At 70.8% G+C, this 17,027-nt stretch carries 16 protein-coding genes; 7 read left to right on the plus strand and 9 right to left on the minus strand.

Annotation, left to right across the window (positions count from 1 at the left end; translation table 11 throughout):
* Nucleotides 1–21: 21 nt before the first annotated feature.
* The 8 genes from murQ to CEP50_RS10700 form a co-directional block, all read right to left on the minus strand.
* On the minus strand, nucleotides 22–939 hold the full coding sequence (murQ, locus tag CEP50_RS10665; RefSeq protein WP_106113805.1) for an N-acetylmuramic acid 6-phosphate etherase: 918 nt from the start codon (nucleotides 937–939) through the stop codon (nucleotides 22–24).
* 38 nt (nucleotides 940–977) lie between these two features.
* Nucleotides 978–1,907, minus strand: a complete 930-nt coding sequence (locus CEP50_RS10670; protein ID WP_106113785.1) for a MurR/RpiR family transcriptional regulator — start codon at nucleotides 1,905–1,907, stop codon at nucleotides 978–980.
* Nucleotides 1,908–2,008: 101 nt separating this feature from the next.
* The gene (erm, locus tag CEP50_RS10675; RefSeq protein WP_106113786.1) at nucleotides 2,009–2,824 is read right to left on the minus strand and encodes a 23S ribosomal RNA methyltransferase Erm; all 816 of its coding nucleotides are present in this window, start codon (nucleotides 2,822–2,824) and stop codon (nucleotides 2,009–2,011) included.
* A gap of 372 nt (nucleotides 2,825–3,196) precedes the next feature.
* Entirely contained in the window at nucleotides 3,197–3,595 is a 399-nt protein-coding gene (locus CEP50_RS10680; protein WP_106113787.1) for a PPOX class F420-dependent oxidoreductase, read from the minus strand.
* A 108-nt stretch (nucleotides 3,596–3,703) separates the two neighbouring features.
* Nucleotides 3,704–5,458 (minus strand): serine hydrolase domain-containing protein, encoded by a 1,755-nt coding sequence (locus CEP50_RS10685; RefSeq protein ID WP_106113806.1) that lies wholly within the window; start codon nucleotides 5,456–5,458, stop codon nucleotides 3,704–3,706.
* A 75-nt stretch (nucleotides 5,459–5,533) separates the two neighbouring features.
* Nucleotides 5,534–6,835 carry an exo-beta-N-acetylmuramidase NamZ family protein gene (locus CEP50_RS10690; protein WP_106113788.1) on the minus strand — a complete coding sequence of 434 codons (1,302 nt, stop codon included), beginning with the start codon at nucleotides 6,833–6,835 and terminating at the stop codon, nucleotides 5,534–5,536.
* A gap of 9 nt (nucleotides 6,836–6,844) precedes the next feature.
* Nucleotides 6,845–8,653, minus strand: a complete 1,809-nt coding sequence (locus CEP50_RS10695) for a glycoside hydrolase family 3 protein (RefSeq protein ID WP_106113789.1) — start codon at nucleotides 8,651–8,653, stop codon at nucleotides 6,845–6,847.
* A gap of 574 nt (nucleotides 8,654–9,227) precedes the next feature.
* Entirely contained in the window at nucleotides 9,228–10,064 is an 837-nt protein-coding gene (locus tag CEP50_RS10700; protein ID WP_106113790.1) for an HAD-IB family hydrolase, read from the minus strand.
* Between the two features lie 466 nt (nucleotides 10,065–10,530).
* On the opposite strand from CEP50_RS10700, the gene ssd reads away from it, so the two are divergent.
* Nucleotides 10,531–11,610: a septum site-determining protein Ssd gene (gene ssd / locus CEP50_RS10705; protein ID WP_258175149.1), complete on the plus strand. Its 1,080-nt coding sequence runs from the start codon at nucleotides 10,531–10,533 to the stop codon at nucleotides 11,608–11,610.
* A 628-nt stretch (nucleotides 11,611–12,238) separates the two neighbouring features.
* Nucleotides 12,239–12,589: a hypothetical protein gene (locus CEP50_RS10710; RefSeq protein WP_258175150.1), complete on the plus strand. Its 351-nt coding sequence runs from the start codon at nucleotides 12,239–12,241 to the stop codon at nucleotides 12,587–12,589.
* Nucleotides 12,590–12,817: 228 nt separating this feature from the next.
* Here CEP50_RS10710 and CEP50_RS10715 read toward each other — a convergent pair whose 3' ends face one another.
* The gene (locus CEP50_RS10715; protein ID WP_106113791.1) at nucleotides 12,818–13,006 is read right to left on the minus strand and encodes a hypothetical protein; all 189 of its coding nucleotides are present in this window, start codon (nucleotides 13,004–13,006) and stop codon (nucleotides 12,818–12,820) included.
* 392 nt (nucleotides 13,007–13,398) lie between these two features.
* Between CEP50_RS10715 and CEP50_RS10720 the strand changes: the two genes are divergently transcribed.
* The 5 genes from CEP50_RS10720 to CEP50_RS10740 all read left to right on the plus strand — a co-directional run bounded on the left by CEP50_RS10720 (nucleotide 13,399) and on the right by CEP50_RS10740 (nucleotide 16,978).
* Nucleotides 13,399–14,625: a TadA family conjugal transfer-associated ATPase gene (locus CEP50_RS10720; protein ID WP_181188327.1), complete on the plus strand. Its 1,227-nt coding sequence runs from the start codon at nucleotides 13,399–13,401 to the stop codon at nucleotides 14,623–14,625.
* A gap of 23 nt (nucleotides 14,626–14,648) precedes the next feature.
* The gene (locus tag CEP50_RS10725) at nucleotides 14,649–15,443 is read left to right on the plus strand and encodes a type II secretion system F family protein (protein WP_106113792.1); all 795 of its coding nucleotides are present in this window, start codon (nucleotides 14,649–14,651) and stop codon (nucleotides 15,441–15,443) included.
* Nucleotides 15,440–16,216 (plus strand): type II secretion system F family protein, encoded by a 777-nt coding sequence (locus CEP50_RS20105; RefSeq protein WP_258175151.1) that lies wholly within the window; start codon nucleotides 15,440–15,442, stop codon nucleotides 16,214–16,216. Before CEP50_RS10725 ends, CEP50_RS20105 begins: the two co-directional genes overlap by 4 nt.
* 95 nt (nucleotides 16,217–16,311) lie before the next feature.
* Nucleotides 16,312–16,560: a DUF4244 domain-containing protein gene (locus tag CEP50_RS10735; protein ID WP_106113793.1), complete on the plus strand. Its 249-nt coding sequence runs from the start codon at nucleotides 16,312–16,314 to the stop codon at nucleotides 16,558–16,560.
* A gap of 1 nt (nucleotide 16,561) precedes the next feature.
* A complete protein-coding gene (locus tag CEP50_RS10740) occupies nucleotides 16,562–16,978 on the plus strand; it encodes a TadE family protein (protein WP_181188329.1) in 417 nt (138 codons plus the stop codon).
* The last annotated feature ends 49 nt before the right edge of the window (nucleotides 16,979–17,027 follow it).

Consider the following 17,027-nt stretch of genomic DNA (forward strand, 5'->3'; position numbering starts at 1 on the left):
CCGGTGCCTCGCCGAGGCCGGTCAGGACTCCAGGGCGCGCAGCGCGTCGCGGACGTGGCCGTGGGTCCGGGCCAGCGCCTCGGCCGCGCGGGCGGCGTCCACGCCGCCGAGCAGGTGCACCAGCGCGGTCTTGAGCTGGCCCCGCGTCGTGCGCAGCGCGGCGAGGCACTCGGACTCCGAGGCACCGGTGGCCTCCCGCAGGATGCGCACGGTACGTTCGCGCAGCTTCGTGTTGGTGGCCACCATGTCGACCATGAGGTTGGAGTAGGTGCGTCCCAACCGGACCATCACCGCCGTGGAGAAGGAGTTCAGCACCAGCTTCTGCGCCGTGCCCGCTTTCATCCTGGTCGAGCCCGTGATCGGTTCCGGTCCGGTCTCCACGACCACCTCCACGTCGACCGGGGGCCCCTCGGCGCGGTGCGGATTGGCCGAGACCAGCACCGTGCCGGCCCCCAGTTCGCGGGCGGCGCGCAGCGCCCCCAGCACGTAGGGGGTCCGGCCCGAGGCGGCCAGACCGAGCACGAGGTCCGAGCCCTCGGCCGCCTCCCTGACGGCGGCCGCCCCGGCGGAGTCGTCGTCCTCGGCGTTCTCCACCGCACCGGAGGCCGCCGGTTGCCCACCGGCCAGGTGCACCACGAACCACTCCGGCGGGACGTTGTAGGTGGGAGGGAGCTCGGCGGCGTCCAGTGCGGCGATCCTGCCCGAGGTGCCCGCCCCGACGTAGTGCACCCGCCCCCCGTTCTCCAGCGAGCGCACGGCCAGTTCGACCGCCCGCGCGATTTCGGGAAGCACCCGTTCGACGGCGGTGGGAACGGAGGCGTCCTCGGCGTTGAGCCGGTGGAGCAGTTCCAGGGTGCCCAGCTGGTCGATGTCGGTGGTGCGGGGGTTGCTGAGTTCGGTGGGGGACTGTGTGGCGGACCTGTTCGAGGGGGGCGGCAGGGGGTCCCCCTGCGCCGGGCCGCGCGTGTCGCGGTCACTCACCTGTGTTCCTCCCGCTGTCTGCGCCTGTCGGGACGTACCCGCAGCCGGTGCCCACCGACCGCGCGGAAGGTGGTCTGCAGGGCGTGCCTGGCCTCGGTGAGGTGACGTTGCGCCACCCCGACGAACAGGCAGTCGATCACGGTGAGCTGGGCGATCCTGCTGGCCATCGCCCCGGAGCGGTAGGTCGTTTCCCTGGCCGCCGTGGTGAGCACCAGATCGGCGATCTCGGTGATGGGGGAGCGTTCGAAGTTGGTGACGGCCGCCGTGGTGGCACCGCGCTCCCGGGCCTCGCGCAGGATCTCCACGGTCTCCGCGGTCGCCCCGGTGTGCGAGATGCCGACAGCGACGTCGCCCGGTCGCAGCAGGGCCGCGGAGGTCAACGCGTTGTGGGTGTCCGACCAGGCGAAGCAGGTCAGGCCGATGCGGTGCAGCTTCTGTTGTAGGTCCAGGGCCACGAAGCCGCTGGCGCCGACCCCGTAGACCTCGACGCGGCGTGCCGTGGACACGGCCTCCACGAGCGAGTCCAGCGCGTGCACGTCCAGTTGTCCGGTGGTCTCCTCCACGGCCCGCGCGTCGGAGTAGCCGATCTTGTCGACGATCTGGGGGAGGTCGTCGGACTCGGAGATGTCGCCGCCGAGGTCGCGGTCCCGCTCGGTGGTGCGGGCCGTCTCGGCGGCCAGTGCTATGCGCAGTTCGGGATAGCCGGTGACCCCCACGGCCTTGCAGAAGCGGGTCACGGTGGTTTCGCTGGTTTCCGCCGCCTCGGCGACCTCGGTGATGCTGCGGTGGGCGATCGAGGAGGGGTCGGCGAGTACGATCCGGGCCACGCGCTGCTCGGCGCGGGCCAGACCGGGCAGCAGCGAACGTATCCGTACCAGTGGGCTGTGCTCACCGGATTCGGGACTCGGATCGTCGGGCGTGGCCATGTGGGAAAGTTACTAACATCACTGTTGGGCGGTCAAACGGGGCGTGGACCGCCACGGCCCCGGCGGGACCGTGGCGGCCACCCGGGCCTCGCCGCGCGGGATCAGCCACGGTCACGTGGGGGCGGCGAGGAGATCACCTCCCACAGCCGCGCCCATTGTGTCGCGTTCAGTTCCTTGGGCAGCGCCTCGGGGGGAATCCCTCGGCGGCGCAGCTCCCGTGCGATCCCGGTACGGGGTGCGTACCCGGTGCGGGACAGGATCCGGGCCAACCCGCGGCCGGGGCCGGTGAACACCCGTTTGACGAAGCGTTGGTACTCCGTGCGTCCCTCGACCAGGGGGTGCGGTCTGCGGTGGATCGTGAGCAGCCCGGCATCCACGGAGGGAACGGGCCGGAAGGAACCGGCGGGAACCCGGCGGTGGAGTTCGAACTCGTACCACGGCCACCAGCTCGCGGTGAGCATGCTGGCACCGCCCACTCCGGCGCGTCGGCGCGCGACCTCCCACTGGACGATCAGCACGGCGGTGTTCCAGTGCCCGGCGGCCAGGATCCGCCGCAGCACGGCGGTGGTCAGGTGGAACGGCAGGTTCCCCACCAGCGTGTACGCGTGGCGCGGGAGCGGGAAACGCAGCACGTCGTCCCGCACCACCCGCACCTCGTCCCCGACACGTTTCCGCAGTCGTGCGGCGTGACGCGGGTCCAGTTCCACGGCGGTGATCCGCCTGCCCGACTCGCTCAGCGGCAGTGTCACCGCGCCACGTCCGGGGCAGAACTCCACCACGGGACCGGAGGTCCTCCCGACGAGCCGGACGATGTTCTCGATCGTGGAGCGGTCCACGAGGAAGTTCTGCCCCAACTCGTGGGCCCCGCCGGGATGAGAGGAACGGTCTCCACCTGAGGACGGATGTCCGTTGGACATGAAAAACTCCGCACAAGACGTTTCGGATCCGGGCGGCCTACACGGCCTGACCGGCTTGGCGCTTCCGAAAAACGGCGGAGCCGAAGAGCGCTCAGCCCGCCGCCGTCAGCGGCGGGGCCTGATGTGGAAGGAGTTCCTCAGCCAGCACACGCCCCGTATGCTAGCAGCACGGACCGCCGGTTCGCGGCGGAATGTTCATCGGGGAGTTCCCTGGTGGTGGCGCAACAGCCCGCGCACCGCCTCCGGGTCGAGCAGTGCGCGCTCGGGGGCGAGCACCCTGTCGAGATCATGGTCCACGGGAGCACACCACCGAGTGCGCCCCGGGGCGGTTCCCACCGCGAGCAGCCGGGTGCCCAGGCGGGAGCTCGGGGCTCACATCCGCGTGGTGTGCTCCGGCTCGACGTAGACGACCACCCGGTGGTCCCCCGGCTGGTGGTAGGGGTACTCGTCGACGTCCATGTACTTCTTCGCCATCCGGTTGATGAACGCGTTGTTCGGATCGTCCTCCACCCGCGCCACCCGGCCGCGCACTTCCAGGTACCGGTAGGGCTGCTCGGGGTCGAGCGCCGACAGGGCCAACCTGGGTTCCCGCCGCAGGTTGCGGTACTTCTGCCGTGTGGTGGTCTGGCTGAACTTCACGTACTGCCCGTCCCAGTCGATCCACACCGGACTCGACTGGGGCTCGCCCTGCGGGCCGACGGTCGCGATGTGGGCGAACGAGCGTTTGGTCAGGATGTCCTCGAGATCCTGCGGAATCACCGACACGGCCATACCCCTTGTCCCTGCGAACCTGCGTCACGGACGGTGCCGGACCCAACGTACCCCGTGACGGACGGATTCGCGACGGAAACGTCACCGGTGTGTCCGCGCTGGGAGCGATCAGCGCTGGGCGATCAGGAACCCGGTGCCGTGCAACGCACCGGAGTCGTCCTCCCCGTCGAGCAGCGTCCCCGAGGAGGAGGTCATCCTGATCCCGTCCAGATAGACCCCGCGTCCGAGATAGCGTTCGTCGGGGGAGAACCGCCAGCGCACCAGCAGCCGGCCGCGTTCGTCCCCCGGAATCGTGGCCCGCACCCGCCACCAGCTGCGGTGACCCGAACCGGCCAGTTCCTCCACCGGCCCGCGCGGGGAACCCCGGCCCCGGACGTGCATTCGCGCCGGGTTCCAGCTCGCACCACCGTCGCGGCTGTACTCCAGCCGCACCGGATCCACCCCGTCCGGGTCCCGCTGGGTGTCCACGAAGGCGTCGAAGGTGACCCGCACCCGGCCGGTGGCCCACACCGGATCGGAGGTCAGGGTGGCCTCGGTGTCGGTGGTCCCGCCGCCGGTGAACCACGCCGTGGGGCCGTGTCGCGGTTCGACTGCCATCGCCCGGGCCAACCCCTCGGCCAGGCGCACCCGGGCCGGGTTGTTCGACCCCCACTCGCGGGAGGGGTGCACCCGGTTGGTGAGCAGGATCGCCATCGAACGCGAGGCGGGGTCCAACACCATCGAGGTGCCGGTGTAACCGGTGTGTCCCGCCGTGCGGGGGCCGGTGAGTCCGGCCATGTACCAACGCTGTTCCAGTTCGAAACCCAGCCCGTGGGAGTGCTCGGGGAACTCGGTGTTGTAGTCCTCCAGCATCGCCGCGACGCTGGCCCGTCGCAGGATCCGCTCACCCCCGTAGCTGCCCCCGTTCAGCACCGCCTGCCCCAGCACGGCCAGGTCCCGGGCCGTGGAGAAGATCCCCGCGTGGCCGGCCACCCCGCCCAGTGCCCAGGCGTTCTCGTCGTGCACCCTGCCGCGCAGCATCCCCCGCTCCGGGGCCCGCTGGTACTCCGTGGCCGCGATCCGGTGCCGTTCGGACTCCGGGGGCAGGTATCCGGTGTCCGTCATGCCCAGTGGTTCGGTGATGCCCTCCCGCACCACGCGGTCCAGGGGTTTGCCGGCGAGACGTTCCACGAGCTCGCCGAGCACGATCATGTTCGGGTCCGAGTAGGTGTAGGTGCTGCCCGGTTCGGTGACCGGTTCCAGAGTCATCAGGTGGGGCAGGCGTTCCTCCGGCGGCAGTTCCCACAGCCGCACCGTGGCGGGCAGGCCCGAGGTGTGGGTCAGCAGCTGGCGCACGGTGATCCGCGACTTGCCGTGGTTGCCGAACTCGGGCAGGTAGCGGGCCACCGGTTCGTCGAGCTCCACGCGTCCGCGTTCGACCTGTTGCAGTACGGCGATCGAGGTGAACAGCTTCGTCATCGAGGCGATGTCGAAGATCGTCGACCTCCGTGCCCGCTCACGTCGTTCCGGTGGGAGTTCGGTGCCCGACCCGTCGGAGTAACGCAGCTCGTAGCCCGCGGCCTCGTGGCTGACGACCCGACCGTGATGGGCCAGCAGGCTCACCGCCCCCGCGTACATCGGGTGTTCCCTTCCCGGAACCCGTTCGGTCCACGCGGCGATGTCCCTGGTGGCGCGCAGGATCGGCCACACCGACAGTCCCACCCGTTCGGGGGAGGAGGGGCGCAGTCGGGTCTCCGCCGGGGAGAAACCGGGGCGTGGCTGATCGAACCGTCCGGCTCCCTCCGGAGCAGGGACCGGGGCGGCGGCACAGGTGGTCAGCGCCAGCATCGAAACCAGCACCGTCGTCAGCAGCGGTGTGCGCATCTCCACCTCGCAGGGATCGGGGTCGGACGGACAGGCGGGCACCGCGCCGTCCCGGGGCCGGTGCCCCCGGTGGGCTCATCCCGTGTCCGCCCGGGGGTACAGCAGGTAGGGGGCGCGCCGCTCACGGAAACGGGCGAGTGGTTCGCGCCAGGAGTCCACGATCTCGGAGGTGCCCGCGCCGCGGTCGACCATCCGCCGCAGCCGGTCCGAGCCGGTGAGCAGGTCGATCCAGTTGTCGGGGCGCCAGCCGAACACCTCCGGGTACGAGGCGCGGGCGCGCACGATCATGGCCACCGCCGTGCGGATCGCGTCGAACCCCTCCCCATCGGTGCGGTGCAGCATCACCCCGCCGCAGGTCTCGCCCTCGTGCTTGGAGAACGTCGGGACGAAGTGGGTCTCGCCGAAGAACACCCCGGGGTGTTCTTCGGCGTTGAGTTGTTCGGCCCAGCGCCAGTCGACTCCGGGTGCCCCCACCGTCTCGAAGGGACGTGTGGTCCCTCTCCCCTCCGAGAACACCGTCCCCTCGAACATCCCCGTTCCCGGGTAGACGGCGGCCGTCTCCGGGGTGGGCATGTTGGGACTCGGGGGAACCCAGGTGAGCCCGGTCGCGGGAAACGGTTGGTCCGGTGACCACCCCCGAGTGCGGACCACGTCCAGGTCGGGCAGCCGGTTTCCCTCGTCGGCGGGCAGGAACTCGGCGTCGAACATGCCCGCGAGCTCGCCGACGGTCATCCCGTGCTGCTGGGCTATCGGAAGTTCCCCCACGCCCGAGCCGAACTCCGGGTCCAGCACCGGTCCGGCGGGACTTCCTCCCAGAGGGTTGGGGCGGTCGAGCACGGTGAAGGCGACGCCGGTGCGGACCGCGGCCCGCATCGCCGTGTACATCGTCCAGACGTAGGTGTAGAAGCGCGTTCCCACGTCCGCGATGTCGAAGACCAGGCGCCGCACCCCGGAGTCGCGCAGCATGGTGGCCAGTTCCCCCACCCCGGCCCCGTAGGTGTCGTAGACCGGGATGCCCGTCCGCGGATCGGTGTGGTCCCCCTCCGCCCCACCGGCCTGGGCGGTACCCCGGAAACCGTGTTCGGGGCCGAAGACGGCCACCACGCGTACTCCCCCGGTGGCGTGCATGTCGTCGACGACGTGCGGCAGTCCCCGCGCGGGGCGGGAGAGCACCGAGGTCGGGTTGGCGATCACTCCGATCCGCTCCCCGCCCAGTCCGCGCCAGTCCTCGGAGGCCAGCACGTCGGCCCCGGTGCGCACGGTCGTCCCCCCGGGAGGGTGGGACTCGTCCGTGGCGCTCGAGGCCCCGCCGAGCCCGAGCACCGGAGCGGTGACCGCCGAGGAGAACAGGAACCGTCTGCGGTTCAGCCCACTCATCCGCTCACCTCACCAGCTGAGGCCGTGTCCGAACGGGTAGCGATCGGTGTCCGGGCGTTGCGGGTCCGGAACGGGCACCGGGAGCCTGCCCTGGGGGGAGATCTCCCCGAACAGCACGCGCACCAGCGACTCCATCGCCACCGGGCGGTGGGAGTAGGTGGTCAGCCAGGTGCCGATCCGTTCGACGTGGGCCGCGTCGTAGGGGTCCCGCACCGCCACGGCCATCGTGGGCACGCCGGCTTCCGCCGGGGCCCGCGCGAGTGCGCGTTGACCCGCCCGGTCCTCCTTCCACGCGGCGTTGGTCAGCACGAGCACGAGGTCGTGCCCGGCGGCCTCGCGCGCGACCCGGGCCGCGTCCTGCTCGGTGGGGTTCGCTCCCGTGGGCAGCGTGCGCACCCGGGACCCCCGTCTCCGCAGCCGGTCGGCCAGCTCCGCACAGGTCTCCGTCCCCCAACCGGTGACCAACACCCTCCCCGGTGGGCGGCGCAGCGGAAGCAGCCCGGGGTCGTCCCGCAGGAGGGTGACCGTGGGGTCGGTGACCCGCCGGGCCTCCCGCAGGTTCCGTGGGCTGCCGACCACGCGTTCCACGGCGGACAGTCGCACCAGCGGATCGGTGATCACCCCCCGCCGTGCCTTGGCCCGCAGTATCCGGGCGACACTGCGGTCGACGGCGTCCACGGACAGCCTTCCGTCGCGCACCGCCGCGACGACCTCCTCCACGGCCTCGGAAAGGTTCGGAGGCATCAGCAGCTGGTCCGCCCCGGCACGCAGCGCCAGCACCGCCACGGACTCGTCCGGGTGCAGCTCGCGCACTCCGCGCATCCGCAGCGAGTCGGTGACGATCACCCCGTCGAAGCCGAGTTCCTCCCGCAGCAGACCGGTGAGAAGGGTGCGGGAGAGCGTGGCCGGTTCCCCCGAGTCGTCCAGGCCGGGGAACCGGATGTGTGCCGTCATCACCGCGTCCACCCCCGCCGAGATCGCGGCTCGGAACGGTGGGGCGTCCAGTCGTCGCCACTGGCTGTCGGTGTGTTCGATGACGGGCAGCGCCGTGTGACTGTCCACGGTGGTGTCCCCATGGCCCGGGAAGTGCTTCACGGCCGCCGAGACGGTCTCCGAGGGGGCTCCCGTGTCCTGGTAACCCCGTACCTGGGCGCGGGTCATCCGGGCTACCAGCTCCGGGTCCGAGCCGAAGGATCGTACCCCGATCACCGGGTTCTCGGGGTTGACGTTGACGTCGCCGACGGGGGCGAAGTTCTGGGTGATCCCCATGGCGCGCAGTTCGTGTCCGGTGACGAAGGCGGCTCTGCGGGCCAGGTGCGGGTCGCGTGCCGCCCCGTGGGCCATGTTGCCGGCGAACACCGTCGCGGGCGGGCCGATACGGGTGACCAGCCCCTGCTCCTGGTCCGTCGCGATCGTCAGGGGAAGGCCCGCCCCGGAGTCCAGGGCCGCGCGTTGCAGGTCGTTCGACAGCTCGGCGATCTGACGGGGGTGGTGCAGGCTGTCGGTCCAGGAGAAGTGGATGACACCGCCGGGGTGGAAGGCGCGCACCACCTCCTCCGGGGTGTCGAGCCCGTGTTCCTCGCGGTTGCCGGGGTGGGAGGAGTCGGCCCGGGGCCCGTAGACGACGGTGACGAACAGCTGTCCCACCTTCCGGGGCAGGGACATTCCGGCGACGACACGGTCCGCCCAGTCCGGGACCTCGCCCGCGCGGGGCGGTGCCGGGACAGGGGAGGGCGTTGCCCCGGAGGGGCGGCCGGCACCGGGATCGCTCGCCGATCCCGCGGCTCCCAGCGTCGTCGCGGCGAGCGTCGCGGTCATCAGATGACGACGGCCGACTGTCCAGGGCACGTTGACCTCCGGTTCTCCCGGGCGGTTTCGGGTGGGCCCGGTCGCGCCCCGCCACCGGCGGTCGCGGGTGTTTCACCGATGACCCGACCGGATTCGTAAGCTACCCACCTCGGAGACCGTGGTCAACGGTACGCGCCGGCGTCGGTACCGTGCGTGATCATCGCGGGTCTCCCGGGACGAAAGGGCGGGGACGTCGCGCCGCCGACATGCGACGGCGCCCGCCGGGCGTCCTGGCGAGCGCCGTCTCCTGCGCGAACGTGCGGGGTACCAAGCGTGCTCTCTCGTCGTATCCTGCGGGCTCGGCGTCCGGCGTCCCGGTACGCAACCCTGAGAACGACCTTGCCTTTTATTCAGTGGCTGCGCGTGGGTTCCCGCCATCGCGCACGGAGCCCTGACCGGGGGACGTTGTTTCTCCTCCACAACGTCCCTGCGCTGTGCAGGGGTCCGTACTTCCTTTGTAGTCCGTGACGCGGGTCACCGCAAGCCCCTCGCGTGAGTGGGCGTCTCCCGTCCGCGTCCCACGCCAGCGTCCTCCGGTTCCCGGTCAGCGGTAGCGGCGCCTGCGTTGCCGGTACCACAGCCCGTACCAGGCGGCCCCGGCCGCGGCTGCTCCCACGCCCACGGCCGCCGCGGTGACGGTGGTCGCCGAGGGGGTCGGAAAACGTGCGTGCATCGACACGGGGTGTTCGAAGGCCAGGGAGGGCCATCCGCGCTGGACGGCCTCCTTGCGGAGCTCCCGGTCCGGGTTGATCACCGCCGGGTGTCCCACCAGCTCCAGCAGCGGCAGGTCCTCGGTCGAGTCCGAGTACGCGTGGCACCGACGCAGGTCGTGGCCGCGTCGTTCGGCGATCCGTTCGGCGGCCACGGCCTTGTTGCCGCCGGCGCAGTGGAACTCCAGCTCGCCGGTGTAGCGTCCCTGCTCCACCCGCATCCTGCTGCCGGCCCAGTCGGTGGCGCCCAACAGCCTGGCCAGCGGGGCGACGAGCTCCTCCCCCGAGGGGGAGAGCATGATCACCTCGTCGCCCCGCTCCTTGTGCTCGGCGATGAGCTGGAGCGCCTCCCGGTAGACGAGGGGGTCGACGATGTCGTGCAGGGTCTCCGCCACGAGCGCCTCGACCTGCTCGACCTCCCATCCGGCGCACAGCGAGACCAGGTGCGCGCGCATCCGGTCCATCTGGTCGGCGTCGGCTCCGGCCAGCATGAACACGAACTGGGCGTAGGTGCTTTTGAGGACGGCACGGCGGTTGATGAGACCTTCCTGGAAGAACGGTCTGCTGAAGGAGAGCGTGTTGGATCTGGCCACGACCGTTCTGTCCAGTTCGAAGTAGGCCGCTGTGCCGGAGGGGGCGGTCTCGGTGTGGGAGGGCTCGGGCTCGGTCACGCGTCCAGCATAGGAGCCTCGGGCTCGCGGTGGGGGTGTTCGTCCACCGGTGGCGGGTGGTCCGGAGTGTCCCGACTCGGCGCTCTGTGTGACCGAGCATCGCCCACAAGGGTGTACGACGTCTTCGTTTTGACCGAGGAATATTCCTCTCAACGGACGCAACGCACACACTGGAAGCGAGAAGATACAGTGGAGTCGTCCGGTGCACCGGATAGTTCAGCCCGACCCCCCGGGGCTGAACCTCGGGTGGCCCCCGTCCCTCCCCCCTGGCGGGGGCCACTCTCGAAAATCCCCGTGGTTGTCCACGGGTCTCTTCGCTCCTCCACATCCCGGCGTATCCGTGCTTGGCACGTTCGTCGCCGGCCTCCACCGTGGCTTCCGAGAGCCGCAGCGGCGTCGCGGGAGGACGTCGGTCCCTCCCGTGGGAGCGGTGCGGTGGGTGACGAGGTACTCCGGGGGGTGTGTGGTGGCGGTACCGGAACCGCTGGTGGTCACCGCGGACGCGGAACTGGCCGGGGAACTGTCCCGTATCGCGGCAGCGGCGGGGTGTGCGCCACGGCGCTTCTCGCCCGGCGAGGACGCCAAACCGTGGGCCACGGCGCCGGTGGTGTTGCTCGACACCTCCGCCGCCGAGCGGTGCGCCGCCGTCGGCCTGCCGCGTCGGAAGGGGCTGGTCCTCGTCGAGCGGAGTCCGGATCCCTCCTTCTGGAGGGAGGCCTTTCACCGTGGCGCCGAGCAGGCCTTCGACCTGTCCTCCGAGGAGCCACGGCTGCTGGAGATGCTGGCCGGTCTGACCGAGGGCGGGGCGCTCCGTTCCGGGGAGGTGCTGGCGGTGCTCGGCGGATGCGGAGGCGCCGGAGCCTCGGTGCTGTCCGCGCTGACCGGAGTGCTCGCGGCCCGGTCGGGACGGCGTTGTCTGCTGCTCGACTGCGACCCTCTGGGTGGGGGGCTGGATTTCGCGCTCGGGCAGGAACGCACCGCCGGCATCCGGTGGGCCGACCTCTCCGTGGGCACGAGCAGGCCGACGGCGGCGTCCCTGCGGGAGGCGGCACCGACCCGATGGTTCGGTTCCGGAGCGCTCTCCGTGCTCTGCCCCACCGGGCGGAACGGACAGGGTGAGCTGTCGACACCTGCGGTGGAGGCCGTGGTCGAGGCGGGCAGCAGGGCGGGGGACCTCGTCGTCTGCGATCTGCCCCGCCCACCCGACGAACCGGCGCGCGCGTTGCTCGACAGGGCCGATCTGGTCGTTCTCGTGGTCCCCGCCGAGGTCCGCGCCTGCACGGCGGCCAGGCGACTGTTGCGAACCCTGGAGGGCAGGGATACCCCGGTTCGTGCGGTCGTGCGGGGTCCGGCACCGGGTGGACTGCGGGTCGCGGACGTGCGGGACGTCCTCGGGGTCGAGGTACTGGCCGCCGTGCGCGCGGATCCGCGCCTGGCGCGACTCGTGGACCGGTTCGGGTTGCACGGCGGCGGAACGCGGGGACCTTCCGTCCGAGCGGCGCGGAAAGTCCTGGACGCTTTGTGCGGGACGAGCCGGGTGGTGTGATGTGACCGCGCCTGATCGAATTCCGATGACACTCGGATTGCGATTCGGGAACTCGATTGTCGTCTCGTTCTCGGACGAGGATTCGACGTGATACCAAGGATGTCGACGGTTGTCCCGTCTGGTGGCAGGGTGGTTGACGTTGCCCGGGCGACGTTTTCCTTGATCGTGTTCGCGGTGCTGGAGTCCGGAACGAGGGAAAGTCGTTTCCGCGACGGAGTGGCCGATCCGGTTCCGGGATCCGCCGAAAGTGGATAATTCGGTTCGTCCGACCGGATGTCCGGAGGAGATTTTCCCGAAAACCGGATCTCGGTTCCGGTTTTTTCGCGAGTGTAGCGAAGGGGTGTTTCGTTCGCACGGTGCGCAGGACGGGCGCTCGTGTTTTTCCGGGTGAATGAGGAGCAGCAGAGATCCTTTCGGGACTTTTCCGGCCGGTCCCCTGTTCGATCCGGCGAGGCTGCTGCGACGGCGTTAAACTCGTCCGCAGCGTTCTCCGGGGTGCCACGCCTTCCTCGTGGGCCGTCTGTTTTCGTGGTGACCCCGAACGGGTCCGGTTCGGACCGGCGGTTGTTCGCACTGTGCTGTGAGGAGGTTCGCGGTGTCCGAGTCTTCCCGTGTCATCCCCCGACCGATGGATATCACGATTGCCGAGAGTGTGGTTCGCACCGCTCTCGGCTCCGTCGATTCCGGGTTGGTCGACGAGATAGCTCTCGTGCTGTGCAGGCATTCCGCGGTCAGCTCCGAACTGGCCGACAGCGCCGCACGGGGGTTGCTTTCCGCCGCGGAGACGGCGGAGGCCAGCGCACGAGCTCACGCCGCCACCGAGCGTGAGATCAGACGGGTGTTGAACGACGCGGGGGGCGGTGAGTCCGGACGAGAGATTCCGCCGAGCCAACGCAGGCAGCCCGCGGTCGAGACCTACGACCACGATACGGGTTCCTCCGCACACACGGCCGCGGAGATGCTGGGCGTGCACATCTGAGGGTGTTTCGCACCAGGGTGGGACGGGTCTGCCGGTTCCGGGGGCGGCCGGGGTTTTTTCCGGGGAGGCCGGACTCGTGTGCTCCGGTGTCGGATCCGGCGCACGAGCAGCGGCTTCGACGTTCGGAAACCCATGAATCCTGAAAGAAATTCATTTACTGTTCTCGTTCTCCCCTCCGGACGAACGGGGCGGGCTGTGCGTGTCCGAGAGGACTTCGACGCGGAACGGTCACGGCTCGAGTCGGTGGGTACTCGAATTGAGATGGTCGAGCATCGTGTCCAGCTCGGCGAGGGAGGCCCGCAGCCGCTCGGCCCGCTCGGCGGAGGTGGTCTCCTCCAGCTCGACCGCGAGCTCGCCGTAACGGGTCAACAGCGCGGGGAGGTCCGTGGTGGACGACTCGTCCGTCCGTTCGTACACGTCGTGGCTCCGATCCTTCGTGTGCCGAGGGCTCTTCCGGCGGCTACGTCGGCATGACAACACGTCTTCCTGCGCGGTCGCTCCACGCCGCTCCGTCCGATGTTTAACACGATAGGGTTATTTTTCGCGTTTTTGGTTTACAAGAGCGGAGATTCTGACGGTCCGCCTTCCGGGCGACTTCTTTGCGTGGTCAGCGGTTGTTCGTTCGTCTCCCGGTGTCGACTCCCGGTCACTGTCCGCAATGTTCTCGGTGATGTTTGTCCACAGGGTTGGAATTCCTCCACAGGCCGGGAAAGACGGGGTGGGAACGGCCTTCCGTTCGGCGCAGGGTGGAGTTCGGGCACGCCCTCGGGCGTGCGGAAGGACTCCGACGCCGAAAGCGGGTGCTGGTGATGTTCCTGGATCCTCGTGACGGCCCGGACGCGTCCGCCTCCTCTCCGGAGCACGGACACGCGGACGAGGGACTCGTCTCGCGGGTGCGGACGCGTCTGATCGCCGAAGGAGGTGAGGTGACCGCGCGGGCCGTGGCCGCGGCAGTGCGGGAGGAGACCGAGACCCCGCTCGGAGAGCGGGACGTGCTCGCCGCCGTACGACGTCTGCACAGGGAGTTCTTCGGAGCCGGTCCCCTGGAGGAGCTGTTGGCGACCCCCGGGGTGACGGACGTGCTGGTCACCGGCCCCGAGGAGGTGTGGGTGGATCACGGGGACGGGGTGCGGCGCGCCGATCTCCGCTTCGGTGGTGAACAGGAGGTGCGCAGACTCGCCCAACGGCTGGCCACGGCGACCGGACGCAGGCTCGACGACGCGTGCCCGTGGGTCGACGGATGGCTCCCCGGAACCCGGGAGGGGGTGGCGGTGCGTCTGCACGCCGTGCTGGCACCGGTGGCCGCCCGGGGAACCTGCATCTCGCTGCGGGTTCTCCGCCCGGCCAACCACGGACTGGACACCCTGCGGGAACTGGGAACCTTCGACGCGGCCACCACCGAACTGCTGCGTTCGGTCGTGTCCGCCCGGCTGGCCTTCCTGGTCTCCGGCAGCACCGGCGCGGGCAAGACCACGTTGCTGTCGGCGCTGCTCGGCGAGGTGGACCGGAGCGAACGCATCGTGTGCGTGGAAGAGGCCGGGGAGCTGCAACCGGTGCATCCGCACGTGGTCCGGCTCGTCACCAGACCACCGAACATCGAGGGCAACGGGGAGATCCGGCTTCGCGACCTGGTTCGTCAGGCACTGCGGATGCGACCGGACCGCCTGGTGGTGGGAGAGACGAGAGGCGCGGAGGTGTGTGACCTGCTGTCCGCGTTGAACACCGGACACGAGGGCGGAGCCGGGACGGTGCACGCCAACTCCCCCGGGGAGGTGCCGGCCAGGATGGAGGCACTGGGGGCGCAGGGCGGGCTGGGAAGGGCCGCCCTGCACGGCCAACTCGCCGCCGCCGTCCGGGTGGTGTTGCACATGCGCCGGGACTCCCGCCGGGGAAGACATCTCGCCGGGATCGGTCTGCTGCGTCGTCGCGGAACCCACACCCGGGTGGTTCCCGCCTGGGACGTGGACGAGGGTTGGGGCGCCGCGCGTACTCCCCTGTTGGAGGCCGTGGCCGAGCACCGCCCGGAAACGGGGTGAGAGGAGTGCGAGGACTGTCACCCGTGGCCGTCGTGCTACCACTCCTGCTGGTCACCGCCCTGCTGTGCTGGCCCATGCCCACTCCGGCTCGCAGACTGGCTCCCCAGGAGGCACGTCCCCGGCCGGTGGGCTCTCTGTCCTTCCGTCCACTCGCCCCCTGGGCGGCGGCCCTGTCGGGATGGGCGCTGCTGGGGCCGGCGGGAGCCGTCTCCGTGTCACTGCTGGTCACGGTGATGCTGCGGACCGGGGAAAGGAGCGCCCGGTTCGCGGGGACGGCACGCGAGCTGAGCGAGTTGGCCTCCGGGCTGCGCATGATGATCGGTGATCTGCGCAGCGGCGCCGTCCCGGAGTCGGCCGCTGCCGGGGTGGCCGCCGAGACGAGGGGAACCGTCTCCACCGTCTTCGAGGGACTGGCCGTGGCCACTCGGCTGGGTGGCCCGGCCGGGCCGGGGGGACACGAGCGCTGTCCGGACGGGCTGCGTCCCGTGGTGGAGCGACTCGGGCGGTGCTGGAGACTGTCCGAGCACTACGGCGTGGCCCCGGTCGGGCTGTTGGAGGCCGTTCGGGTGGACGCGGAACAGCGGGCGCGTCTGGCCAGGGAGGTCGAGGCGAAACTGGCCGGGCCCCGGGCGACCGCGACAGTGCTGACCGGCCTGCCGGTGCTCGGCCTGCTGTTGGGGCAGGTCAGCGGAGCCGATCCGCTCGACGTGCTCGCCACGGACCCGGTGGGACAGCTCCTGCTGCTGGTGGGAACCGTCCTGCTGTGCGCCGGTGTGCTGTGGATCCGGCGGCTGACCGAAGCGGCGGTGCGGTCGTGAATCCCCAGACGGGTTCGACGCTCCCGTTCGTGTTGCTCGCCCTGGGCGTCGCGGTGGTGCTGCTGGGTGGGGGAACGGCCTCGCGAAGCCGCCTGCGTGTTCGCGCGGAACCGAGGCTTCCGCCCCACTTCGGAGGAGCCCGGCAGCTCCGAGAGCGGGTGGCCACCTTCGTCCGGCGTCGTGGGGGAGCGGCCTCGCTCGCTGCGGGTGCCGGCCTGCTCGCCGGTCTCGCGGCAGCGGTGCTGTTCGGGCCGGTGGCAGCAGGTCTGTCGGGCGCTGTGACGGCCTGGGGCCTCCACGCGTGGCTTGCTCGAAGCCCCCGGAAGAAGTCCTCGCCGCTGCGCTCGGCGGCGGGATGGAACCTGTTCGCGGCGGGAGTACGGGCGGGGCTGTCGACCCCGGTGCTGCTGCGGGAGGTGGCCGGGGAGTTCGAGGGCCGGGCAGCGGAGGTGCTGAACGAAGTCGCCCGCGCGCTCGAACTGGGCTCGGACCCGGTGGCCGCGTGGGAGCCCGCCTCGCGGGTGCCCGAGACAGCCGAACTGGCCGGTGCCGCGCGGCGCAGCGCGCGCAGCGGTAGCGGTCTGGCCCTGGCCGCCGAGGAGCTGTCCGCGCGGGCCTGGGAAGAGGTGCGCGAGGAGGCCGAAGCCCGGGTACGGAGGACCGAGGTGTGGGTGACCGCCCCGCTCGGGCTGTGTTTTCTGCCCGCCTTCTTCTGTCTGGGGGTGCTGCCCGTCGTGCTGGGGATGGTGCACGGCCTGGAGCTGACCCGGTGACGGGAGGCCCTCTGGGCTGTTGGGACGGGCGAGCCGCGTCCGGAAGGCGCGGAAGGTGTGTTGTCGGCAATCCGACGAGGAAGGGAAACAGCATCATGGTCGTGTCCGGAACGTTGCCGCACCGAGGTGCGAGGAAACTCCTCCGCCGTCTCGGACGGGGAGTACGTCGTCCTCTCAGCGGGGAGGAGGGCATGAGCACAGCCGAGTACGCGATCGGCACCCTGGCGGCCGCCGCGTTCGCCGCGCTGCTCTACACCGTGGTCACCAGTGACGCGGTGACCGAGGCGCTGAGTTCGTTGGTGCGGCGGGCCCTGTCGGAACCTTCGTTCGGCGGGGGATCGTGAGATGACCGGGGACCTCGACGGCTCCCCCGATGCGGAGCCGGTCCCGGCCCGGTGTCCCCCCGGGAGCGAGGGTTCGGAGGCCGGCGCGGTCACCGTGGAGGCCGCGCTGGGAATCGGCTCGCTGATGGCCGCATTCACGCTGGTGCTGGTCGGTGTCTCCGCGGTGTTCGTCCAGCTTCGCTGCACCGACGCCGCGACGGAGGCGGCGAGGCTGGTGGCCAGGGGGGACTCCGAGCGAGCGCGGCAGGCGGTGCGGGCGCTGTCCCCGTGGGAAGCCGAACTCACCGTGCGGCGGCACGAGGACCACGTCTCGGTCGTGGTCGCGGCCGCCCCGGCCGGAGGACTGGTTCCCGAGCTGCGGGCGGAGGCCCGTGCGGTACCGGAACCGGGGGTGGACGTCCCGGGAGGCTCCGGGTGAACGCGGAACGAGGATCGATTGGTTTCGGGGGGTGGGAGACCGGTGGGGG

Source organism: Actinopolyspora mortivallis (genome assembly GCF_003001495.1).
GTDB classification, from domain to species: Bacteria; Actinomycetota; Actinomycetes; order Mycobacteriales; family Pseudonocardiaceae; genus Actinopolyspora; species Actinopolyspora mortivallis_A.

Coding starts and splice junctions, on each gene's coding strand:
- CEP50_RS10670 (WP_106113785.1), bottom strand. CDS start 1,907: ATGGCCACGCCCGACGATCCGAGTCCCGAATCCGGTGAGCACAGCCCA.
- erm (WP_106113786.1), bottom strand. CDS start 2,824: ATGTCCAACGGACATCCGTCCTCAGGTGGAGACCGTTCCTCTCATCCC.
- CEP50_RS10680 (WP_106113787.1), bottom strand. CDS start 3,595: ATGGCCGTGTCGGTGATTCCGCAGGATCTCGAGGACATCCTGACCAAA.
- CEP50_RS10685 (WP_106113806.1), bottom strand. CDS start 5,458: ATGCGCACACCGCTGCTGACGACGGTGCTGGTTTCGATGCTGGCGCTG.
- CEP50_RS10690 (WP_106113788.1), bottom strand. CDS start 6,835: ATGAGTGGGCTGAACCGCAGACGGTTCCTGTTCTCCTCGGCGGTCACC.
- CEP50_RS10695 (WP_106113789.1), bottom strand. CDS start 8,653: ATGACCGCGACGCTCGCCGCGACGACGCTGGGAGCCGCGGGATCGGCG.
- CEP50_RS10710 (WP_258175150.1), top strand. CDS start 12,239: ATGGATATCACGATTGCCGAGAGTGTGGTTCGCACCGCTCTCGGCTCC.
- CEP50_RS10720 (WP_181188327.1), top strand. CDS start 13,399: ATGTTCCTGGATCCTCGTGACGGCCCGGACGCGTCCGCCTCCTCTCCG.
- CEP50_RS10735 (WP_106113793.1), top strand. CDS start 16,312: ATGGTCGTGTCCGGAACGTTGCCGCACCGAGGTGCGAGGAAACTCCTC.
- CEP50_RS10740 (WP_181188329.1), top strand. CDS start 16,562: ATGACCGGGGACCTCGACGGCTCCCCCGATGCGGAGCCGGTCCCGGCC.